The sequence below is a fragment of the Luteithermobacter gelatinilyticus genome (assembly GCF_005849285.1).
In the GTDB taxonomy this organism is placed as follows: Bacteria; Pseudomonadota; Alphaproteobacteria; order Sphingomonadales; family Emcibacteraceae; genus Luteithermobacter; species Luteithermobacter gelatinilyticus.
The window spans coordinates 1,116,736-1,139,360 of the sequence record NZ_CP040517.1 but is presented as its reverse complement, the minus strand read 5'-3'; the positions used below and the strand labels follow the sequence as shown (position 1 = coordinate 1,139,360).

Annotated in this window: 16 protein-coding genes; 8 read left to right on the top strand and 8 right to left on the bottom strand. The window is 53.3% G+C overall.

What is annotated here, in order from left to right; all coding sequences use genetic code 11:
• The first annotated feature begins 104 nt into the window (after positions 1 to 104).
• Positions 105 to 965, top strand: a complete 861-nt coding sequence (locus tag FE788_RS05090; protein ID WP_138379626.1) for an N-formylglutamate amidohydrolase — start codon at positions 105 to 107, stop codon at positions 963 to 965.
• A gap of 55 nt (positions 966 to 1,020) precedes the next feature.
• On the opposite strand, the gene FE788_RS05085 is transcribed toward FE788_RS05090, so the two are convergent.
• The 6 genes from FE788_RS05085 to FE788_RS05060 all read right to left on the bottom strand — a co-directional run bounded on the left by FE788_RS05085 (position 1,021) and on the right by FE788_RS05060 (position 12,275).
• Complete coding sequence (locus FE788_RS05085; RefSeq protein ID WP_138379625.1) at positions 1,021 to 2,310, bottom strand: nucleotide sugar dehydrogenase; 1,290 nt, start codon at positions 2,308 to 2,310, stop codon at positions 1,021 to 1,023.
• Positions 2,311 to 2,475: 165 nt separating this feature from the next.
• Positions 2,476 to 4,977 (bottom strand): YjbH domain-containing protein, encoded by a 2,502-nt coding sequence (locus FE788_RS05080; RefSeq protein ID WP_168190276.1) that lies wholly within the window; start codon positions 4,975 to 4,977, stop codon positions 2,476 to 2,478.
• Positions 4,978 to 4,985: 8 nt separating this feature from the next.
• Positions 4,986 to 7,832: an SLBB domain-containing protein gene (locus FE788_RS05075; protein WP_168190275.1), complete on the bottom strand. Its 2,847-nt coding sequence runs from the start codon at positions 7,830 to 7,832 to the stop codon at positions 4,986 to 4,988.
• A 161-nt stretch (positions 7,833 to 7,993) separates the two neighbouring features.
• The gene (locus FE788_RS05070; RefSeq protein ID WP_138379622.1) at positions 7,994 to 8,899 is read right to left on the bottom strand and encodes a 4-(cytidine 5'-diphospho)-2-C-methyl-D-erythritol kinase; all 906 of its coding nucleotides are present in this window, start codon (positions 8,897 to 8,899) and stop codon (positions 7,994 to 7,996) included.
• The gene (locus tag FE788_RS05065) at positions 8,880 to 10,604 is read right to left on the bottom strand and encodes a tetratricopeptide repeat protein (protein ID WP_138379621.1); all 1,725 of its coding nucleotides are present in this window, start codon (positions 10,602 to 10,604) and stop codon (positions 8,880 to 8,882) included. The genes FE788_RS05070 and FE788_RS05065 overlap by 20 nt, the downstream gene beginning before the upstream one ends.
• A gap of 9 nt (positions 10,605 to 10,613) precedes the next feature.
• Complete coding sequence (locus FE788_RS05060; RefSeq protein WP_138379620.1) at positions 10,614 to 12,275, bottom strand: electron transfer flavoprotein-ubiquinone oxidoreductase; 1,662 nt, start codon at positions 12,273 to 12,275, stop codon at positions 10,614 to 10,616.
• 282 nt (positions 12,276 to 12,557) lie between these two features.
• On the opposite strand from FE788_RS05060, the gene FE788_RS05055 reads away from it, so the two are divergent.
• The 3 genes from FE788_RS05055 to moaB are packed head-to-tail and all read left to right on the top strand — an operon-like array spanning position 12,558 to position 15,998.
• Positions 12,558 to 13,502, top strand: coding sequence for a uracil-DNA glycosylase (locus FE788_RS05055; RefSeq protein ID WP_210414143.1), 945 nt, complete (start codon positions 12,558 to 12,560; stop codon positions 13,500 to 13,502).
• Positions 13,499 to 15,490 (top strand): lytic transglycosylase domain-containing protein, encoded by a 1,992-nt coding sequence (locus tag FE788_RS05050; RefSeq protein ID WP_138379618.1) that lies wholly within the window; start codon positions 13,499 to 13,501, stop codon positions 15,488 to 15,490. The genes FE788_RS05055 and FE788_RS05050 overlap by 4 nt, the downstream gene beginning before the upstream one ends.
• Positions 15,477 to 15,998 carry a molybdenum cofactor biosynthesis protein B gene (gene moaB / locus FE788_RS05045; protein WP_138379617.1) on the top strand — a complete coding sequence of 174 codons (522 nt, stop codon included), beginning with the start codon at positions 15,477 to 15,479 and terminating at the stop codon, positions 15,996 to 15,998. Before FE788_RS05050 ends, moaB begins: the two co-directional genes overlap by 14 nt.
• Positions 15,999 to 16,014: 16 nt before the next feature.
• On the opposite strand, the gene FE788_RS05040 is transcribed toward moaB, so the two are convergent.
• On the bottom strand, positions 16,015 to 16,620 hold the full coding sequence (locus FE788_RS05040) for a TIGR04282 family arsenosugar biosynthesis glycosyltransferase (RefSeq protein ID WP_138379616.1): 606 nt from the start codon (positions 16,618 to 16,620) through the stop codon (positions 16,015 to 16,017).
• Complete coding sequence (locus FE788_RS05035; protein ID WP_210414142.1) at positions 16,617 to 17,321, bottom strand: TIGR04283 family arsenosugar biosynthesis glycosyltransferase; 705 nt, start codon at positions 17,319 to 17,321, stop codon at positions 16,617 to 16,619. Before FE788_RS05035 ends, FE788_RS05040 begins: the two co-directional genes overlap by 4 nt.
• Before the next feature lie 70 nt (positions 17,322 to 17,391).
• Between FE788_RS05035 and FE788_RS05030 the strand changes: the two genes are divergently transcribed.
• The 4 genes from FE788_RS05030 (at position 17,392) to FE788_RS05015 (ending at position 22,568) form a co-directional block, all read left to right on the top strand.
• A complete protein-coding gene (locus FE788_RS05030) occupies positions 17,392 to 18,507 on the top strand; it encodes a PA0069 family radical SAM protein (RefSeq protein ID WP_138379615.1) in 1,116 nt (371 codons plus the stop codon).
• Between the two features lie 89 nt (positions 18,508 to 18,596).
• A complete protein-coding gene (locus tag FE788_RS05025; protein WP_138379614.1) occupies positions 18,597 to 19,247 on the top strand; it encodes a ribonuclease HII in 651 nt (216 codons plus the stop codon).
• Positions 19,248 to 19,443: 196 nt separating this feature from the next.
• A complete protein-coding gene (locus tag FE788_RS05020) occupies positions 19,444 to 20,481 on the top strand; it encodes a site-specific DNA-methyltransferase (protein ID WP_246057988.1) in 1,038 nt (345 codons plus the stop codon).
• A 251-nt stretch (positions 20,482 to 20,732) separates the two neighbouring features.
• Positions 20,733 to 22,568, top strand: coding sequence for an MFS domain-containing histidine kinase (locus FE788_RS05015; protein WP_138379612.1), 1,836 nt, complete (start codon positions 20,733 to 20,735; stop codon positions 22,566 to 22,568).
• Positions 22,569 to 22,625 lie beyond the last annotated feature (57 nt).

The following is a 22,625-nucleotide window of genomic DNA, read 5'->3' as shown; positions in this document are numbered from 1 at the left end:
CAAATTTAAATTTTTCTATAAATATTTGGACCTCTAATGCCATTTTGTTTATCTTCCCATAAACAAAATATAACCATATTCAGGGTCGGGGGTTTTCCCTCAGCATGAAACCGTATACCATCACACATTCACTGCGAACGACCAACGGCGTTGTGTATAACAGCCCTCACAGCGGCACCTATTTTCCTGAACATTTTTTGGAAAATATTATTGTCGAAAAAAAACTTTTGGAAAGTTCCGGGGATACCTTGGTGGACCAGTTGATCCGACAGGTTGACCGGCATGGCTCACAGATTTTTATCAATCATTATGCCCGCAGCTATGTGGACACCAACCGGGCCCCCAATGAAATAGACCCGGCCATGTTCACGGATATTCCCCCGAAAACCAAATTTTTCAAAAGTGAGAAAGTTATGCGCGGTTTTGGGGTTATCCCCAGGCGGGCCTATGACGGCACCCCGATTTACGCTGCTCCCCTGCCCTTTGACTGTGCCAGACACAGACTGACCCATATTTATCACCCCATCCACCAGGCTTTATCTGACCTGTTGCAGGAGGTCAAACAACAAGCCGGTTATTATCTTCTGGTGGATTGCCATTCCATGCCGTCCTATCCATTCATCGGCTCACGATTGCCGGCCCATACCCAGCCGGACGTGGTGCTGGGCAATTATCACGGCAAAAGCTGTCAGCACAAGATTTCTGCCTTTATCGAGAAACATTTTTCAGAACATGGCCTTACGGTCGCCTTCAATAATCCTTATGCGGGGGGGTATAATACGGTTCATTACGGCAACCCCCACCGCAAAGAATATGCCATTCAGATCGAAATCAACCGTAAACTTTATATTGATGAAAAAACCCTGATGCCCCATGACGGCTTTATCCGGATCCAGACGATGTTTACGGAACTTGCCCAAAAATTAAACGAAGAACTTCCCGGTCTTATGTCAGGAAAAACATAAAAAAAGCCCCGGCATTCGGGGCTTTGGGAAAAGACATCATAGATGCAGAGACACATCAAAGCTGCCATTTCCGAATGTGTTCCGGCTTCTTCATATGGCGCCAGATGGCCTTGATATCGGCAATCAGACCGCCCGGTTCCAGCACGCGTTTGAAGAAGTCCGGCCCGAGCTCTGTATATTCACGGTGCGGTACAGCGCCCACTACCGCCATATATTCACCGTCCGCAATGTTGTCCAGGGAGGATAACAACTTGATCTTGAAGTATTTCTCAGCCTCTTCCGGATAAGCCGCCGCATCGTGCACATCCACCGTGAACCCCCGCCGGCGTAGTCCCTGAATAAGATCAATGACTTTTGTGTTGCGCAGATCCGGGCAATTTTCCTTGAATGTCAGCCCCAGCATCAGAATCTTGCCCGGTCCGGACAACTGGGCCGCAATGCGTTCGGCAATAAAATCCGCCATGCTGTCATTGATGGCGCGACCGGACAGGATAATACGTGGGTCGTGATTGATCTGGCGTGCCCGTTCCGCCAGATAAAAGGGGTCAACACCGATACAATGCCCCCCCACAAGACCGGGAGAGAATTTCAGGAAATTCCACTTGGTGCCCGCCGCGTCCAGAACATCGTAAACAGAAATGCCCAGTTTCTGAAAGATCATGGCAATTTCATTTATAAAGGCGATGTTGATGTCGCGCTGAGCATTTTCAATAACCTTGGCCGCCTCAGCCACACGAATGCTGGCAGCGCGGAAAACCCCGCCACTGGTGACCGCGCCATAAAGGTTGGCAAGCACCTCGGTCACTTCCGGTGTCTGTCCGGCGATGACCTTGGTAATTTTATCGACGGTGTGTTCCTTGTCCCCGGGATTGATGCGCTCCGGCGAATACCCCAGGAAAAAATCCTCCCCGCATTTCAGGCCGGAAGTTTCTTCCAGCACCGGCCCGCACAATTCTTCGGTGACCCCCGGATAGACGGTGCTTTCAAACACCACAATCGCACCTTTGGAGATCACAGGCCCCAAGGTTTCACAGGAGGCACGCACTGGCCCCAGGTCCGGTTTGTTGTCGTCATCCACCGGCGTGGGCACGGTAACGATATAAACAGCGGCACCGCGAATATCATCCGCCTTATGGGTATAGGAAATCGTGCTGGCCTTAAGATCCTGCTCTGTCACTTCTTCAGTGCGGTCAAAACCATCCTGTAGCTCCCGGATCCGGTCCTGACTGATATCAAATCCTGTGACATTAAATTTTTTTGCCAGTGCAATAGCCAACGGTAGGCCCACATATCCCAGACCAACAACTACAATACGGGAATCTTTAGTAAAAGAGAGGTTTGTCATACTGTTCTCTGTTTTTATTGTGATATGCCATAAACGACTATCTTCGTTGATCAAAATTTTAGGTTTGCAAATTTTCCTTATCCATACCCCAATTTCCTTAAAAAAAGGATACCTGATTGAAAGTCGGCTGAGATATCAGAACACACGAGACTATATTCTTCCTCATTAGTCAAGAATGTGACGCCAGTCCTGATATAAACGGTCCCTGTTGCCCACCGACAAAAGGTCATACAATTCCATATCCGTCTCCAGTCGCTGCCCACCATTTTTACCCAAGGTCTGGAAGGTAAGCCGGAAATCCCGCGGCGTTGGCTTGTGCCAGAACATTCCAAAGGGAATTTTCATATAAATTCCCTTGTCAAATGTCCCTTCTCCGAACTCGCGGCTCGACATATCCGTAAAAGTCGCCCACACCCCGACCCGAATGCCATTGTCGAAACGTCGGGAAATGTCAAGTGTCCCCCCCCAGTCACCCGCCAGATACCGTCCAGCCCGCACCACTGTGGAAATATTGTATTTTGTATTTTCGTGGTAAAAGTTCACATGACCGCTAATGGTGTCATAATCCCTGAATGAAAAGAGCTGATCAAAATCCCGCTGTTTGACCCAGTTGACATTCATGCCCACCGCCCAGTTTCTATCGTAAGCCTTATACAGCACCTCACCATCCAGACCAGCAAACATGGACTCCAGATAACCGGCGGAAATGCGGGTATAGAGCTCAGAAGAAAGCGTGTGAACATGGGTCATCTGCAAACGTTTCAGGGCGGTTGCTCCCTCTTCGGCATAACGTGCAATGTCACTGCGCACGGCGGGAACCGGCGGCGTGTCCTGAACCGGCAGACCATCCAGATCTCCGACGAGACGCTGCCTGAGCTCCCCAATCAGTTCAACGCCGCGGGTCACATTCATTTCGCCGCGGGCCGTGACATACAGATCGGCGCGGAACTTCCCGGTCCTGTCGCTCCCAAAATGGGTCAGCAGTTCCGGATAGAGATCCCATTCATAACGCGGCGGGGCATTGTGTATCTTAACCTCTTTCCCCTCATCGGTTTTATCTATCTGCTCCCGATGCATTTCCCGATGCCCGGCCTGCGGCGCCCGAATCAGAGCCGTGCTCAGGATTTCTTCGGGGCTGCCCCGATAATCATGGGCTTTTTCAAATTCCTTGCGCAAAACAGTAATGTCGGCAAGTTCCACGCCCTGATGTTGAGGAACAATCCTGAATGCTTCCACATGATTTGGCATTTCCTGACTCAATACCCGGGCAGCCCGACCCACATTCTTGGGAATTTGCGAATAAGGGCCATTTTCGTGATGCAGTTCCGCCACGACACCGCTCAGGGACAACTCCCTTGGTTTTAATCCTTCCTCCTCAAGCCGATTGACGGAAATTTCCGCCAGTCGTTTTAGCGGTCCGGCGGCATAAAGGTTGCCAGAGGCTTGTTCACGCAGGTAAACAGCCGATTGCCGGAATCGTTCCTGCGCCATGCGACCAAGTCCATCCTCTCGCCGGGCCGCAAGCCTGTCGTCTTCTGTGCCCGCGTTTCTGATGATGAGTTCGGCCTGTTCATAGTCTTCCAGAACGGCGCCAAGAGCCGACAAGTTTTCATGGCTGCCTGACTGTTCGGCCCTCTGAAGGGTCAGCCGGATGCCCCGCCCCCGGCCTGATACCTCAACAATGTGATACCCCAGCCCCTTGAGACGCACAAAAAGCCGATCACTGTCTTGGGGGGGCTGATCTGTCTGCGTCGGGACGCGTGGCTCCGCCAGGGCTTCCTCTCCTGGTTCGCGCAGACGCACCGGGACAGGCTCCCGTCCTTTGGCCCACCCGGCCGGCTTGACCTTATGCAGGTTCTGGCTCAGGACAAAACGAAAAGTCAGGCGGTCTCCATGTTCATATCCCACAGCCAGATCCAGCCAGGGAAAAGGTTTATAATTCAGCCCCACGTTAAATGCCGAGCGATCTTCCAAATGGGAAAATTCCGGAACCCGGGACGTATCTATGCTGCTGTATTCCAGTTTGGCCGTGAGCCCCTTCACAGGTGTGCGATATTCCACGCCGCCGAAAAACGCCATGTCAAGACCGGCGAAATAATTACCCAAGCGGATTTTCCCGCTTTGTGCGCCGGGGGCGTCCCGACGTTCAAAATCATCACCGAAAAGCCGGAACACGTTATACACGCCATTACGGCTGGCCAGAAGGCCCCAGCCAACCCCCGCCGTGAAATCGAAATCGTAATAACGTTTACTGGCAACAATATATTCGCTGCCATACCGCCCACTGCCCAACAGGTCACGCAAGCCGATGGCCAGCGCCGGACGATAATCGGCTTCCGCCCACAGACGGATTTTGATGTCCAAAGACCGGTCAACCACGCCATTGGCTTCATCAGTATAACTCAGGCCCGCTTCAAGCCACGGCGTTGCCTGCCAGACGCTAAAAAGCCGGGTAACCTGATCCTGATAATGGACACCGAACGACAGTTCCCCATCGCGGGCAAAACGCGCCGTGGGCATTTCCAGAAGCCCCACCCCGCCAAAACTTCCCGGGGAATTGTCATAAGGTGTATACTCGGCCCCACACGCCAAGGCCGGAAAGCCCGCAACACAACACAGCAATATGCCCCAGGCTTTGCGACTTTTATGCGGCCTCAGCCTGTTCATCAGGAACATCAATTTGTGAAGATTACGGCCAATGACGCCGCGGAAACCGCCAGACTTTGAACGATTGATCCAATCTCTTTAATCAGAGTCAGACTGTCATAAGGACTGAGATCCGTGGGCACCACCACGGCTGACCCCGGCGGCAGGGACAAATTCCTGTCCCCGCCCCAAGAGGACAGTTGCACTGGCCGGGCCACCCCGTTGGGGTAGACCACGAACACCCGGTCCTCATCCGCAGAACGGCTAAATCCTCCCACTTCTTCAAGATATTCCTTCACCGTTTTGCCAGGCACAAATTGCAGCGCTCCCGGGTTCAGCACATCGCCGATGGCCACGATAAAATTGGGACGTTTGGGGACAAAAAGCGCATCTCCCGCTTCCAGGACAATATCCTTAGCCGGATCAAGCGCCAGCTTCACCGGATCGGCCTCGATAACGACGCGCCCCATCATTTCCGTGGAAGCAACCTGTTCTGTCAATTGCCGGGCGGCCATGAGGGAATCCGCCTCCACACTTTTCTTCACTGATGCGGAAACCATTGCTGAACGCAAGCGTTCCGCCGTGCGTCGCAATTCCGCTTCCTGTAATTCCTTCACCCTCTTGCGGGTAAAGATGGCGCCATAAGGATACGCCTGTTCCGTAAATCCCCCGGCCCTGAGGATCAGTTCAGACAGTTTTTCGCCTTTGCGAATGGTATAAACACCGGGTTGTTTGAATTCACCTGACAGCAACACCGCGCCGGGCTCAAAATTGGTATGGACGGAACCGATCCGGACGCTACCCCCAGGATTAAGCGTCACGTTTTCCAGGGAAGCAGACATCGCATCCACATATTCCCAATTCATGATACGATGAGCCGCTCCGCCACCATTTTCAAAATTGGCCACCTCGATGCGCGCCAAATTAGCATCATGGGATGTACCGCCGCTAACGCTCAACAGAGAAGCTACAGACGTCTCTGGGGTGATGGGATATACCCCCGGCTGCCTTACAGCCCCATCCACAGACACCACATATTCCAAAGTGAACGGCAGCAGATATTCCACCTCGGAATAGATCGCCGGGCAGAAAGTCAGTTGCATTTTCCGACTGGCTTCCCCATCTTCTGTGTCAACTTCCACATTAGCCGGTCGTGGGCTGAAGGAGGCCTCTTTCTGCTGCCGGGAAAGTAGCGCCCTGCGTTCCATGTCCTCGCGCAGTTTATCCAGATCCTCCCCGGCCAGTTCCTCCCGGTCGCGGATACGTTCCTCTTCCGTTTCCTTTCGCACAAACACGGCCCTCACCGCCGTAGCGAAGCGTTCCGACTGGGTGTCCTTGATAATCCGCGCCAGATTATCCAAAGGTGCACAATAGTTTTTGTTCAGCGTCCTGTTATCAAGCGTTTTCTTGACCAGATATTCGCCACTCATAATGACCTCTCTGACCTCCTGGGACGTCAGATAGGCGATGTCATCCCTGCCGAAAAAGACAATGCGGTCCTGGTCCTGAAGGGGGATATCCTGTCCGCCAAAAAAGATCTTTTCCGGGCTGAATTCAATCAGCTTGCGGTTTCTGGTTTTGCCGTCAACCCGCTCGATCACGCCGAACAGCATATAGGGGTCATCGTCAAGATTTTCGACCCGCCCTACAAGTTCACGGATTGTTGAGGCCGTTGCAAGCGAGCGCACTCCGGGAATCTTGACATGGCCCACCAGCTCGATCTTACCGGTTTGACTGTTTTCACGCATGGTGGCGATCAGGGCTTCTGAGCCTTTCAGAAGGTCCTTGCTGGAAACTTTGGAAAAGGCCTGTTTTCCTTCCGCGTCCAGCCGGACATGGCTAAAGCTATAGCCTGTCGGCCGAATTGTTCCCCCGGCCAATTTCAGGGCATTGTCAACGGAAATGCCGGCCGGATTCTTTAATTCATAAATTCCCGGCCGGACCACATCCCCTGTTACCGCAACCGTCGGGCCAACCACCGGCACCACGATTCTGTCACCATCCAGCAGCGGCACGCTTCCCGCGCCATGTCCCAGAAGCAGATCATAAAGATCCACCTTAAAAACATCATTTCCCCTGAGGATTTTAATATTCCTCAGACTGCCGGATTTCTTCACCCCGCCCGCCATCATCAGCACCTCCAGCGCCGAAGACAAACTCGTGGTGCGCACAATGCCGGGATCAAAGACTTCTCCGGCAACGATAACGGAAATCATACGAAAAGATGATAACGACACATAGGCTTCCGTCCCGATCAGGGTTTCGGCCACTTGTTCGGACAAGGTCTTCTTAAAATCCCCCAGCGTTCTTCCGACAACCGTGATCGGCCGGATTTCCGGTAATGTCACCCGGCCTTCCCGATCCACCTTGATCACCAGGGTCTCGGTCTTCGACCCCTGGAAGGTAATGACCAGCTCATCCCCCACCCCCAGGATATAGTTATCGGAAACCGTTCCGGTAATCACTTCCCGCTCGTAAGGAAGATTTTCAAACAAACTATACCCGAACTGGGACAACTCTTCCTGGTCAACCCTGTTCCGATAATCTTCCTCAAGACGGGACGGTTTCTGATACCGTTTCTTTTGCCGTAGGATCAACTCCTGCCGGGCCTGTTCCGACAGGGTCATTTCACGGCCCCGGTCTACAGGCGACGTAATTGTACGGGGCGTGCCGCTCATGGATTTACGACGCAGGTCTTCCAACAAAGAGGGATCAAAAGTCTGTGCCGCGGCGTTCTGAACTCCCGCAACCATCAACAGCAGCAGGCCCAACGCGCCTGTTATGCTGAGGCGGTTCCTCTGAGGTTTAGACACATATCCAGCCACAGTTTTGACCAGAGTGCCAATCAGGCGGTTCGTGAGCAGTTTAAAACGCATAGTCATATTTTCTTCGACCCCAATTCCACGTGACTCAATCCCACTTCAATATGCCCCGGAATTTTATTCGGAATTTTATTCTGAATTTTGTTCTGAATCCTCTTTATATAGCCGCGCACTCTAACACAGAAAAAAACAGGCGCAACCTTAACTGTACCCTGTTACCGGGCCGTGATGGTTTTTATCCAATAAGCAGGATACAGGTCACGGATTTTTCGTGCCGCAGCATCGGCATGCTCCAGCGTTTCGAACAGACCAAAACAGGTTGCCCCGCTTCCTGACATACGCGCCAGTAGGCAGCCTTGCACAGCCTGCAATGCGTCCAGCAATGCCGGAATGGCCGGCTCCAGTTCCGAGGCCCCCGGCTGTAGATCATTATGGCTGTTTTGCACCACTTTCCATAACTGTTCAAAATCGGAAAAACCCAGCGGCACGTCACGCGCCGCAGAAAAGGCCAACCGTTTGCGGGCGCGTTCTTGAAAAATTTCCGCGGTGGAGACGGCGCGGCCCGGATTGACTAACACCAGATACAGGGGAAAGGACAGGGGAAGCGGCGTGATCCTTTCACCGATTCCTTCCATACGCAGGCACCGCCCCATCAGACAGGCCGGCACATCCGCCCCCAACTTCAAAGCAAGTTCCCGCATGGCCTCCAGGGACAGGGCCCCGGGATAACATTTTTCTGCGATTCTGAGCACGGCGGCGGCATCCGCTGACCCCCCGCCAATGCCGGAAGCAACCGGAAGGTTTTTAATCAGCCTAAAGCACCCCGTAAGCTTCCTGCCGCTTCGGTCCATAAACGCCCGCGCCGCCCTGAGTACAAGATTGTCTTCTTCAACCGTCAGATCCTGCCCATAAGGGCCGTGGATTATGAGAGACAACTCATCCCCAGGAACAAAATCAAGCCGGTCGCCATAGTCGGCAAAAACCACCAGGCTGTCCAGCAAATGATAACCATCGGCACGGCGTCCGACCACATGCAGATCCAGATTGATTTTGGCCGGCGCGTGTTCCGAAAAAGAGGTGCCTTTTGACAAAAACGGCGGTTTATTCGGGCGTGTATCCATGCTTCAGTTTCCGCCTGATCACAGGTATCTTGTCTGCATCGGGATTAAGAGACAAGGCATGTCGCCATTGAAACCGGGCTTCATTTTTTCTGCCTACGGCCCAATATACATCCCCGAGATGGTCGTTGATCGCCCAGTCATCAGATTGCAACAGAACCGCTTTTTCCAGAATTTCCAGGGCTTTTTCCTTATACCCCATTTTAAACAACGCCCACCCAAGACTGTCTATAATATATCCGTCATGAGGGCGCAGTTCAGCCGCTTTTTCCAGCATGCGCCTGGCTTGTTCCAGATTTTCTCCGCGCTCGACCCAGCTATAGGCGAGATAGTTGAGTACTTGCGGCTGATCCGGCTGTAATTCAAGCGCCCGGAAAAAGTCTTTCTCGGCCTCATGCCATCTTTGTTGCCGCTCCAGAACAATACCCCGGGTATAGAAGATGGTCCAGTGCTTCTGCTCTGGCTTGTCCAGCCTCTCAATCAGTTTTGTATAGGCCTCCCCCGCTTCGGCAAAACGACTGTGAATGCGATACAAATCACCCAGCGCCCCATAGGTCTCGATTTTTTCCGGATATTCCGCAATCAAAGCCTTCATTGCCGCCACAGCCTCTTCGATTCGCCCCGTTTTTTCCAAAATCCATGCCTGCTGCAACCGGGCCCGGTAATGAAACGGGCTTTCCGGGGGAATATTGGCAAGACAGTTCAGAGCACCCTCATAATAGTCGTCAATTTCAAAAATTTGCCCCAACAAAAAGTCCGCATGATAAAAGTCCGGCTTGAGATATTTCGCCAGACGCAGATACAGGGTTGCCGGTGTGCGAATATTGTCCTGCATTAAAAAGCTGGCTGAGGTATAAAAGATCTCGGCCAGGCCGTCCCGGTAATTCCTTATCTCACGTCCGGGCGCCAGCCCCTGCTTCAGCCGTTTCAAACCCGCTTCAAGAGTTTCATTATCCGGGGCCTTTTCAAGATAATTCACATAGAGCTGTCGGGCATCCGCCTCACGACCCAGCTTCTGCAAAAGCCGGCCATAGGCTTCGATATTCCTGAGGGTAATGCCCCCCACATTGACCAATGCTTCGGCATAAAGCCGCTCAGCCGTTTCATATTCCCCAATATATTCATAGATCAAGCCCGCATGATATTTTTTGAAATTTTCAAAGGAATCATTGTCGAACAGTTGATTGAGATACAATTCAACGTCTTCCCTGCGCCCCTGTTCCGCCGCAATCCAGGCTCTCAACAAAGGTTTGAACAGCCCGTAAACCCCGGCATCGCCAACCTGTTCCAGCAGCCCCAAAGCCTTTTCATTGGCACCGGCTTCCACCTTTTCCAGAAACAGGAAAAGATGCACCAGACTGTCTGCCCGCCCGTTTTGCCGCAGACGATTGGCGGCACGCACCGCGCAGTCGTACCGGCCATCAGCAATACACAGGGAAAAAGTCCGCCCAAGCAAAGACAGATTATCCGGGTCCAGCTCGAGCGCTTTTTGATGATATTCCGCTGCTGCCCCGATATCCATATTAGCCTGGGCATGCTGACCTGCAAGATACTCCCCGAAGGGTTGCTCCGGGGGTGTTGCAGGTTCATTGACCGGCTTTTGCGATGTGGCGCAGCCTGCAAGAAACGTGATCAGTACGACAGTCTGTAACAGGAAGACGCGTGACTTAGATTTGTTCTGACAGACAACGTCGTTACCGATAAACAAGTTCGTCTCCTACATATTGGGGTAATTCGGGCCTCCCCCGCCTTCGGGCACAACCCAGTTGATATTCTGTGTCGGGTCTTTGATATCACAGGTCTTGCAGTGAACACAATTCTGGGCATTGATCTGCAATCTGGGATTTGATCCATCATCTTCGGTAATGAATTCATAAACACCGGCAGGACAGAAACGCTGTTCCGGGCCGGCATAGATTTCATAATTGATTTTGACCGGCACTTCCGGATCTTTCAACGTCAAATGACAGGGCTGATCCTCTTCATGGTTTGTATTCGACAGAAACACCGAAGAGAGTTTGTCAAAGGTCAAAACCCCATCCGGTTTCGGATAGTTAATCGGGGGGCATTCGCTGGCCGGTTTGAGGCATTTGTGATCTTCGTCATGCCCGAAAGTCCAGGGAATAAGAAAACCCAGCCCCAGATTATGCAACCACATATCCAGCCCACCATACAACGTGCCCCAGAACGCGCCGAATTTGTGGATGGCCGGCTTGGCATTGCGCACACGGTAAAGATCCTTGTACACCCAGCTGGATTTGAATTTTTCCGTATAGGTCACAAGCTCGTCCCGCCCCTCGCGGCCTTCGGCCAGCGCCTCAAACGCCGCCTCTGCCGCCAGCATACCGGTTTTCATGGCGTTATGGCTGCCTTTGATGCGGGGCACATTCACAAACCCAGCAGAACACCCGATCAGCGCGCCACCCGGGAACGTCAGCTTGGGTATCGACTGAAACCCACCTTCATTAATTGCGCGCGCGCCATAGGAAATGCGCCGTCCCCCCTCAAACATGGGGGCGATGGCCGGATGGGTCTTATAACGCTGCATTTCATCAAACGGAGACAGATAGGGGTTTTCGTAATCCAGGCCCACCACAAACCCGATAGCCACCTGATTGTCTTCGAGATGATAGATAAAACCGCCCCCCACCGTTTTGGAGTCCAGCGGCCAGCCCTGGGTGTGAATAACCAGGCCGGGTTTATGGTTTTCCGGCTTGATTTCCCACAATTCCTTGATGCCGATGCCGTAAGTCTGCGGCTCGACCCCCTCACGAAGATTGAATTTCTCAATCAGCCCCTTTGCCAGAGACCCTCTGACGCCTTCCGCGATCAGGGTATATTTGGCATGCAGTTCCATACCGGGCATATAGCTGTCTTTGTGGCTGCCGTCTTTGGCCACCCCCATATCGCCGGTAGCCACCCCTTTGACAGAACCATCTTCATGATAGAGCACTTCGGCCCCTGCAAAGCCAGGGAAAATTTCCACGCCGAGTTCTTCAGCCTGTTGCGCCAGCCAGCGGCAGACATTGCCAAGGCTGACAATATAATTGCCCTTGTTGCTCATCAGCGGCGGCAAAAGGGAATGCGGCATGGAAATTTTGCTGTTTTCCTTCAAAATCCAATGCTGATTATCAGTCACCGGCGTTAAAAGCGGGGCGCCTTTATCCTTCCAGTCAGGGATAAGTTCATTCAAGGCAATAGGATCAATCACTGCCCCGGACAGAATATGCGCGCCGATTTCGGACCCCTTTTCCAGGACACAAACGGACAGATCCTGCCCCTTTTCTGCGCCGAGCTGTTTCAAACGTATGGCGGCACTCAGGCCGGCAGGACCGCCGCCGATAATGACGACGTCATATTCCATAAATTCGCGTTCCATGACATCCATTCTCCCGCTTTTTCATCGCGTTATTGGTAATTTTGACGATTACCCATCCAGAAACTGCCATTTTTATGCCTCTATGTTACCGGCGGGTCAATGTAATATGCATAATCTATCTTACAGATTTTTTCAAACAAACGTTTTAATCTGATTCTGGAGCACCCTTATCTTTCCCCTGAACATAAGTCATATTGAGTTTTCGGTCCGGCCGTGGTTAGATAAAGTCTTAAATAAAGTTAAGATCTGCACCACTGATCGGATAAGGCAATATTAACGAGTTTGAGCCACACTTCCCATATGAATATTAAGAGCGAATCATCCCATAACCAGACCCCTTTGGCGCTTTTACAGTGGTATCTGGAAAACGGCGTGGATGAATGTATCCTTGAGACCACCACGGACTGGTTTGCCGTGTCTGCTGAAACCGCTCAAAAAGCGATGGGCAAAGCTCCCCTGGCAAACAACGCCGGGACTGCTCCTTCCGGCATGGCAGGCGAAACGACATACCAGGTATCGCGTTCCCCCACTCCCCGACCCCCTATAACCCGGGCGCAGGCAACACCCCAGATCTCTCCGCTGGCCGCCGTGCAACAACATCACAGCGCCGCACAGGATCTCGCCGCAGCCTGCACCACTTTGGAGGAATTGCGCCTGGCCATCGAAGGCTTTGAGGGATGCGGACTGAAAAAAACCGCTACCCATACGGTTTTTGCTGATGGCGTTCCTGGCAGTGACCTGATGCTGATTGGCGAGGCGCCGGGCGTGGAGGAAGACCGTCAGGGGAAACCTTTCGTCGGGGCCAGCGGCCAGCTTCTGGACAAGATGTTTGCCGCCATCGATATGAGTCGCCAGGAAAATCTTTACATTTCCAATATTCTACCCTGGCGCCCCCCGGGCAATCGCAAACCCAGCGATGCGGAAACCATGATCTGCCTGCCCTTCATCCGACGCCATATCGAACTGGCCGCCCCAAAGGTGATCGTCCTTCTGGGCGGAACCGCAGCCTCAACTTTGCTGAATGTCAGTGCCGGGATCACGAAACTCAGGGGCCGCTGGCAGAATCTGGAAATTGCCGGGCGGAATATTCCGGTTTTGCCCACTTATCACCCGGCATACCTGTTGCGTCAGCCCCAAATCAAGGGAGATGCCTGGGCTGATCTTCTGGAAATTCGCGATAAACTGGGAAGCCTGAACCACACGACCATGCAAGGAGGACATGAATGATCAGAAAGTACCGTATCCTGATCCATTCCTTATGCCCGCTTCTGGCCTTATGCCCGCTTCTGGTGCTGCCGGGCCTTTTTTCATCGTTTGGTTTTGCCGCAGACGATCAACAGGCCACAATCCCCCTTGTCCAGGACGATAAACACCAAGTCCTCACAGGCGAGCCCCAGACAGAACGGGACTGGAGCGTCCACCATGATACTTCCCCCGTCTCATCGCTTGAGACGGCTCCCGCACAAGAGCCCCCCATCAACTTGTCCCCTTTATCTGACAAGGATGTGGAGCTGTATCAGAAGATTTTTGCCTTGCAGGAAGACGGACACTGGTCCCGGGCAGACCGGCTGATTAAAAAACTCGAAAACCGGGTCCTGATGGGGCATGTCCTGTATCAGCGTTACATGCACCCGACAGCCTATCGTTCCACCTATCGGGAACTGGCGGACTGGATGCTGAAATATCCCGACTTGCCCGGCGCCCAGCGGATTTATGCGCTGGCAACCCGAAAGAATGGGGGCAATAAAAGTCGTCTGCATAAACCTGTCCCCCTGTTGGCAAAAAGTTTCCCGGCGGATAAGCCCTCCCTGGACAGGGCCGTGATCACAACTACGGCCACGGCCACGGCAAAAACTTACCTTGACCCTGTGGCTGACCAGCCCTCATCTTTCAGAACCCGGGCGGAACGGGTTGAAATCAGCAATCTGAAAAAACGCATCCGGCGTTATCTGCGCAGCCACAAACCGGGACACGCGGAAAAACGGCTCTGGGCGTTCGAGAGGATGAATCTTCTGACATCCGAAGAATTTCACGACCTGATGACCGATGTTGCCAGCGGTTATTATTTCAGCAATCAGGATGAAAAAGCCTATGCCCTGGCACGTATCGCCTCTCAAAATCTGCGTGAAAAAGCCTCCCAAGCTGATTGGATCGCAGGCTTGGCCGCCTGGCGTTTGGGAGACTGCCTGCGTGCCGCGGAACATTTTGAAAAGGTCGCCTATTCACAAGTGGCCGGGGACTGGGCAGCTTCGGCCGGGGCATATTGGGCCGCCCGCGCCAATCTGGTCTGCCGTCAACCGGAAAAGGTGCGCACGCTTCTCAGCCATGCCGCCAGTTTCCATCGCACCTTCTATGGCCTGATTGCCGCACGGCAACTGGGGCAGGCCCCTCTGCTCAACTGGCAGCAGCCGGAATTCACCCCCCATCATTATGAGAGCATCAAAAACATCGGCAGCGTCAAGCGGGCCATTGCCCTGGCGCAGATTGGCCGGACCATGACGGCGGATATGGAGTTGTCCGATGCCTGGCGCCGGACCAGAGGAGATAAACATGCTGCCCTTCTGGGGCTTGCTGCAAAACTGGGATTGCCCGGCACCCAGCTCAAAATCGGCAAGATCGAAGAACAAAAACAGCTCACGGCCCTTGACAGCACCCTTTATCCCTTGCCGGACGCGGAACCCGAGGGCGGTTTCACCCTGGACCGGGCGCTGCTCTTTGCCATCATGCGCCAGGAATCCGAATTCAACAGTTGGGCCCGCAGCACCGTTGGCGCACGCGGCCTGATGCAGGTGATGCCGCGTACTGCGAGTTATATTGCCCGCGACCGCTCCTTACGCTATGGCAGCCGCATCAAGCTGGACAATCCGCGTTATAACATGGCGTTGGGTCAGAAATATCTGGAAGCCATGATGAGCCCGGACTATGCGGACCGGAACCTTTTTAAACTGCTCACCGCTTATAATGCGGGTCCGGGGAATCTGAAGAAATGGCTGCGCAGGGCCGAATTTCAGGATGACCCCTTGCTGTTTATTGAAAGCATTCCCGTACGCGAAACCCGCAACTATATTGAAAAGGTGATCAGCAATTACTGGATTTACCGCTTGCGGCTGGGACAGGCCGTGCCGTCTCTGGATCAGGTTGCGTCCGGCGACTGGCCCCTGTACCATGCCCAGGAAAATCACAAAACCAAGAGACAGAGACATGCCCAACGTTGACGAGTTTATTCCCCTGAATATCGCTATCCTCACCATTTCCGACAGCCGGACCCCGGAAACCGACACATCCGGACAGCTTCTGGCCGATCGGATTCAGGAAGCCGGCCACAATCTGGTCGCACGAGATTTGGTTTCAGACGACAAGGACGCGTTGACCACCCGGCTCAAATCTTGGATAGACAATGACGAAATTCAGGTCATCATCTCCACCGGCGGGACCGGACTGACCGGCCGCGACAACACACCCGAGGTCTTCGAATCCCTGTATGACAAACCCATTCCCGGTTTCGGAGAACTGTTCCGCATGATCAGCTATAAATTCATCGGCACCTCGACGCTGCAATCCCGAGCAACGGGTGGCATTGCCAATGGCACCTATATGTTTGCCCTGCCCGGCTCCACCGGTGCCTGCAAGGACGGCTGGGACAATATTCTGAAAGAACAGCTCGACAGCCGTCACGGCCCCTGCAATTTTGTCGGAATTCTGCCCCGGCTCAAGGAAAGATAATCGGGGAACACCCCCCTTACCAGGTCAGCGGCCATTCCCGGCGGCGCAGATCGCGGCTCTCGTCAATATCGTTCAAGGTCCGCAGGAAAGCAATTTGTCGCTCCGCGGGCAGGTTGGCCAGCGTATCGCGCAGCGCCTGGGCCGTTGACCAGCGCACGCCCGTGAACGGGCGCAAAATCCGGGGCGCACGACGCATACCCACCAGCCAATATCCGCCATCCTCGGCCGGGCCAAATACCATATCGTGAGTGCAAAGCCTGTCAAAAGCCGCCCGAATATCAGCCCGGCAAATGTCGGGAATATCACCGCCCACAATTACCACGGGACCGGGCGGCAAACCATCGAAAGCCCGTTGCATCCTGCCCCCCAGATCCCCCCGTCCCTGGGGATGGCGCGGCAGGTTGAGAGGCCAGAAACCGCCCTTTTTCGCATAAATGTCCGGGCTGACATACAGCCAGGTCCGCCAGACCGCGCTACAGCCCAGCCGCCGGATCAAGGTCCCGCACAGGCGGCGATACATCATCCAGGCCCGTACCGGCCCCAGGTCACGGGCCAGCCGGGTTTTCACCTGCCCCACGCGCGGGGCCTTGAGGAAAATCACCAGATGATTCTGTCGCCTCATGAATAAATCTTCCTGATGCGCTGCGGGGAGACACCCAGAAAATAGAGGCTGAGGCAAAAAAGATTCCTGAGGATGCGCCGCCCGTATCCCGCCGTCTGATAACGCCGGGCGGAAGTCATAAGCGGGTGGGGCGAAAAGACCAGCCTTTTCCGACCCAGTCGCCGCGCTATGTCTACATCCTCCATCAACACCATATCCTTAAATCCCCCTAGTGCCTGATAAAGCCGGCGGGAAATCAGCAGGCCCTGATCACCATACGGCAAAGCCAGAAACCGGCAACGCCAGCGCACCACCAGCTCCAGAAAACGCGCCTTCCAGCTCTGGTCATCAAATCCCAGCCGGAAAACAAGCGCCCGATCGGGAGCCGCCTGTTGGTGCGCCCGTACCACCGCCTGCCAGCCCGGCACCAGAAGACTGTCCGCATGGAGAAACAACAGCCAGTCTCCTCGTGCGACCGCCGCCCCGCCAGCCATCTGCCCGCCCCTGCCCGGCGCAGTGACAACCACTCGTGCGCCATGCTTTCGGGCAATCTCCACCGTCTCATCCAGGGATCCGCCATCGGCAACAATGACCTCCTCCACCAGAGCATCGGTGAGCCTCGACAACAGCCGCGTCAGATCCTCCGCCGCATTCAAAGTTGGAATAACCACCGTGATCATAGCGGCGATCATGCCCCGGCACAGGCCGTCATGCCAAGACAAAAATGACTGATCCGAGATCAAAAAAAATTTATCTGTTCACTTTTTGTTCTTTTTGCATTATAAACTCCTTATGGAGAAAGAGACACTCGCCCCCCATACGGAAAACAACTGGGTGCGCCCAGAAGCCCGACGCGGCCGTGGCGCGCGCAGCGCCGATACCGGCCGTTTCGAAAAGGAACAGCGTATTCCGCTGGACGACGGCTGGGACAGCTTGGATCAGGACCCGGAACCGGTCAAAACTTTTCTTATGGCTGATAAAAGCAAAAAGGTGATTGCCCATAACACCTCGCCGGATATCCCCTTCGACCAGACAGTCAACCCATATCGGGGGTGCGAACATGGTTGCATCTATTGTTATGCCCGTCCTACCCACTGTTATCTGGGGTTTTCCGCTGGCCTCGATTTTGAAACCCGGCTGATGGTCAAATATGACGCAGCAGAACGATTGGAAGAAGAATTGCGTCACCGCCGGTACCACCCGGCCGTTATTGCGCTTGGCGGCAATACGGATATTTATCAACCCATCGAACGGGACCTGAAAATTACCCGCCAGATCATTGAGGTTCTGAAAAAATTCAATCATCCGTTCGGGGTGGTGACCAAATCCTTTCTGGTCACCCGTGACATCGACCTGTTAGGGGAAATGGCCAGCCGGAATCTGGTGCGGGTGTTTCTTTCCATCACCACGCTGAATCACCGCCTGGCCCGGCGTATGGAGCCCCGGGCCAGCACCCCGGAACGTCGGCTTCTGGCGATCCGCAAACTGACAGAAGCCGGTATTCCCACCGGCGTCATGGTAGCGCCCGTCATCCCCTCACTCACCGATCACGAAATGGAAAATATCCTGGCCGCCGCACAGGAAGCCGGCGCGAGAAGCGCCGGTTATGTGATGCTGCGCCTGCCCCATGAAATCAAACAGCTGTTCCGGGAATGGCTGGAGGAAGAAGCCCCGAACCGGGCGGACCGTATTCTGCATCTGTTGCAGAGCATGCATGGCGGCAAGGACTATAAGGCCCAATTCGGCCACCGGATGAAGGGTGCAGGCCCCTATGCCGAACTTATTGCTCAACGCTTCAGAAAAGCCTGTCGTCGGCTCGGCCTCAACCCCCAGAAACGCGACGACCGATTACGGCTTGACCTGTTCAGGGTCCCACTTGATGACGGAAAACAAATGAGCCTGTTTTAGGGGCTTTTGATTTTCCTCATCAGCCGATACACTGCCCGGCACCATCAAATACGGTCACACCCCAGAAATTAAAGGGAGGGGATCAAGCTATGCGCGGGCAGGCAACCCTGTTTGATCTGGCGCCTTCAGGCCCCAGTTATGAACCAGAACAAAAAATCGGCGGTATCGTTTGTGGTGTGGACGAAGCAGGACGTGGTCCTTTGGCTGGCCCGGTCATTGCGGCGGCGGTTGTTCTGGATGCAAACAATATCCCGGCTGGGCTCAATGACTCCAAAAAGCTCAGCCCCAAAAGGCGCGAACAACTTTACCATGCGATCAAGGAAACCGCCCAAGTGGGGATCGGGCAAGCCAGCGTGGAGGAAATTGACCAGATGAATATCCTGCGCGCCACTCTTCTGGCCATGCGCCGCGCCGTCGAAAATCTGCCCTGCGTTCCCGGTCACGCGCTTATAGACGGCACCCATGCCCCGGACCTGATTTGCCCTGCGTCGTGCCTCGTCAAAGGAGACAGTCGGTCATTTTCCATCGCCGCCGCCTCCATCATCGCCAAGGTCGAACGAGATTTTTTGATGAAAAATCTGGCCCAAAAACACCCCGAATATGGCTGGGAACGAAACTCAGGATATGGTACCCGGCAGCATCTGGAAGCACTAAAGCTTGTGGGTCCGAGTCGTTTTCACCGTAAAAGCTTCGCCCCAATTTGTAACCTAATGACTCAAAACTCTTACATAACTGACTGATTCAAATAAAAAAAAGTTCTTGACGTGATTCGCGGTTTGACTCAAACTGCGCTTCATGAGCAAGAGAACAACACAGAAAAAAATATCCCCAACCCCTTCCCTGGCGACGACTGCGGGGACGCAAGAGGATAACTTTAAGAGCCTTTCCCTGGATCAGGCCCTGGATCAGGTCCTTCAGGGAGACTGTATTGATCTGATGAACCGGCTGCCGGAAAAGTCCGTTGACATGATTTTCGCCGATCCCCCCTATAATATGCAACTCAGGGGGGAATTGCACCGTCCGGACAATTCCCATGTGGACGGCGTTCACGACGAGTGGGACAAGTTCGATAACTTCAAAAGTTATGACGAGTTTTCCCGCGCCTGGCTGACGGCCGCCCGCCGGGTTCTGAAAGATACCGGTACCCTTTGGGTAATCGGCAGTTATCATAACATTTATCGTGTTGGCGCCACGTTACAGGATCTGGGCTATTGGATCCTGAACGACATTGTCTGGCGTAAAACCAACCCCATGCCCAATTTCCGTGGCACCCGTTTCACCAACGCCCATGAAACCCTGTTGTGGTGTAATAAGGGCGAAAAATACACCAAATACACCTTCAATTATGACGCCATGAAGGCGCTTAATGACGATATACAGATGCGTTCAGACTGGACCCTACCCATCTGTTCCGGCAAGGAACGCCTGAAAGTGAACGGCCACAAGGGGCACTCTACCCAGAAACCCGAAGCGCTTCTGTACCGGGTTCTGCTGTCTTCCACCAACAAGGGAGATGTGGTTCTTGATCCATTTTTCGGATCCGGCACCACCGGCGCCGTGGCCAAAAAGATGGGCCGCCACTTTATCGGCCTGGAAAAAGAGGAAAAATATATCCGTCTGGCCCAGGATCGCCTGGCCGCCATCGACCGGCTGGAAGACGATGTTCTGGAAGTGACCCCGGCCAAGCGCGCCCAACCTCGCGTGCCCTTCGGCACGCTGGTGGAACGCGGCATGATCCAGCCCGGCACCCTGCTCTACGGCCCCAAGGGCGCCGGCGGCAAGCAGCCTGTGGCAAAAGTGCGCGCGGACGGTACGCTGATCAGCGAAAATACCAAAGGCTCCATCCATCAGGTTGGCGCCCACGTTCAGGGCGCCCCCTCCTGCAACGGCTGGACCTTCTGGCATTTGCAGGTTAAGGAAAAGCTGGTGCCCATTGACATTCTCCGACAACAGGTCCGCCAGGAACTTCATTGAATAAATCCCTCTGAAGTCCCCGTGACCCAAGAGACAACAATAACAATAATCTCCGGTAAACTTTCTGGCCCGCCGCCTGCCCGACGGCGGGTCATTTTATGCCCTGTCGCCGAGGGAGATTTTCATCTCAAAATATATATATCTTCTGAAAAGTAATTCGTGTATATCGGGGTTTCATCTTTAATATATATTTAATAGGTAGAGTTGTATTCTGTCCTGATCAAGAGTTTGGGTTTTTGAAGACGTCCCTGATGTTAAAAGCTGCTGCGGAACCAGAAAAAGATAAAGATATTAACCGATTGGGAGAATTCCTCTCACCCGTTTTGGAAAAGGAATTCCTCGATTACCAGTGGCCGCGCCTTGTCAAGAATTTTAAATATTTCACCTATACCCTGACAGGCATATTTGTGCTGGCCATCCTGTTCAGCCTGCTGAAAAAAGACGCCTATAATTTTCAAACCTATTTCAACATTGGCGCCCGCACCTTAAGCTTCATTCCGCTATTCATTGTCATGGCCCTGTTTATGAACAGGAGAAAGCCGGAACGATTCCTGCTGCTTTCGTTTCTATGCATACTCAACGCAACGGGAATTTTCCTGCTGTCCATCGGACTGTTTGTCAGCGACAACTGGGTGAATTTTGCGGCGGCCTTCGTGCTGATTACGATTGGATATACGGTCTACCCCATGACCAATCTTCACAAAATCATTTTTGGCACCGCCACGGCCATCGGATTGCAGATTGTCAATCTCACCCGTTTTTCGCCTGACGTGGAACATTTTTTCCTGCAAAGCGCCATGCTGTTTTCCGCGAATATTTTTGGCTACTGGCAAATGCACAACACCAGTGTCTTGACCCGGGGGTCTTTTTTGAGTCTGCACCGGGAGAAGGCCCTGAACAAAAAACTGGCCGAAGAGTTGAGCCAGCGCAAGAAAGCCGAAGAAACCAGCCGTCAGAATGAAGAATTGTTCCGGTCGCTGTTCCGGGCTTCCATGTATCCCTTGGGCCTGATCAAGGCGGGAACAACCGACCTTATTACCGCAAACAAGGCATTTTACGAACTATTCAATATTCCGGAAAACAATCAGCAGAACCCTGATTTTCTCAGCCGGATCAAAGAAGCCGACAGATTTCTCGACTGTTTGCTAAAAACCAACCGAGAAGAAGGATATGTCAGGGATACGCTCCGGATTGCCGCCTCGGAAAATAATATCAGGATCGCTGAAACCTGCATGATCTCCGTCCACATCAATAATATGCGTTTTATTCTGGTCGGCCTGTCGGATGTAACACAGCAGAAAAAAGAAGAACAGCAACTGCGTGATCTCACGGAAGAAGCCATCAGTGCCAACAAAGCCAAAACAGAATTCCTGGCCAATATGAGCCATGAGCTGCGCACGCCGCTGAATGCCATTCTGGGCTTCACGGAAATCATGCAGCAGGAACTTCTGGGCCCCATAGGCAATGACCAGTATAAAGCTTATCTGAAAGACATTCACCACAGCGGCCAGAACCTGATGAGCATGATCGCCGAAATCCTGGATATTTCCCAACTGGAAGCCGGAAACTTTCCTTTGGTCAAAGACAACGTCCGGCTGGAGGAGCTGATCCACAGTTCCATCAGCCTAGTTAAGGAAAATTATCAAGATCATAATATTATACTGGAAACACAAATCCATGACCCGGATCTGTCGATCCACGTGGACGTGCCGCGCCTGAAACAGGTGATTTACAACCTGTTGAGCAATGCCTACAAATTTTCCCTCGCAGACGATACGGTCAGGCTGACCACATTTGAAACCGATCAGGAGCTTTGTATTCGCATTCGAGATGAAGGTATTGGCATTGCGCCCGAAGCCATGGAAAAGATTTTCGAACCGTTCACTCAGGAAGAAAGCTCCTACCACCGCAAACATCACGGAGCCGGGCTGGGACTGGTTCTATCCAAAAAACTTACAGAAGCCCATGATGGCACCCTGGAGCTGGAAAGTCAGCTTCATGAAGGTACAAGCGTCACCATCAAACTGCCGAGGTCCTGCATTATCCGGGATAAAGTTGCCCAACCACTACGCCAAAAAACTTTATAACTTTTAAGCTTTATATTTCTTGGGGGGCGATTAATATCTCCTTTGACATGACAAAAG

Bases quoted from the DNA above. Each gene is read 5' to 3' on its own strand.
- FE788_RS05090 (WP_138379626.1), top strand. From the start codon at position 105: ATGAAACCGTATACCATCACACATTCACTGCGAACGACCAACGGCGTT.
- FE788_RS05085 (WP_138379625.1), bottom strand. From the start codon at position 2,310: ATGACAAACCTCTCTTTTACTAAAGATTCCCGTATTGTAGTTGTTGGT.
- FE788_RS05080 (WP_168190276.1), bottom strand. From the start codon at position 4,977: ATGAACAGGCTGAGGCCGCATAAAAGTCGCAAAGCCTGGGGCATATTG.
- FE788_RS05075 (WP_168190275.1), bottom strand. From the start codon at position 7,832: ATGCGTTTTAAACTGCTCACGAACCGCCTGATTGGCACTCTGGTCAAA.
- FE788_RS05070 (WP_138379622.1), bottom strand. From the start codon at position 8,899: ATGGATACACGCCCGAATAAACCGCCGTTTTTGTCAAAAGGCACCTCT.
- FE788_RS05060 (WP_138379620.1), bottom strand. From the start codon at position 12,275: ATGGAACGCGAATTTATGGAATATGACGTCGTCATTATCGGCGGCGGT.
- FE788_RS05050 (WP_138379618.1), top strand. From the start codon at position 13,499: ATGATCAGAAAGTACCGTATCCTGATCCATTCCTTATGCCCGCTTCTG.
- moaB (WP_138379617.1), top strand. From the start codon at position 15,477: ATGCCCAACGTTGACGAGTTTATTCCCCTGAATATCGCTATCCTCACC.
- FE788_RS05040 (WP_138379616.1), bottom strand. From the start codon at position 16,620: ATGAGGCGACAGAATCATCTGGTGATTTTCCTCAAGGCCCCGCGCGTG.
- FE788_RS05030 (WP_138379615.1), top strand. From the start codon at position 17,392: ATGGAGAAAGAGACACTCGCCCCCCATACGGAAAACAACTGGGTGCGC.
- FE788_RS05025 (WP_138379614.1), top strand. From the start codon at position 18,597: ATGCGCGGGCAGGCAACCCTGTTTGATCTGGCGCCTTCAGGCCCCAGT.
- FE788_RS05020 (WP_246057988.1), top strand. From the start codon at position 19,444: ATGAACCGGCTGCCGGAAAAGTCCGTTGACATGATTTTCGCCGATCCC.
- FE788_RS05015 (WP_138379612.1), top strand. From the start codon at position 20,733: ATGTTAAAAGCTGCTGCGGAACCAGAAAAAGATAAAGATATTAACCGA.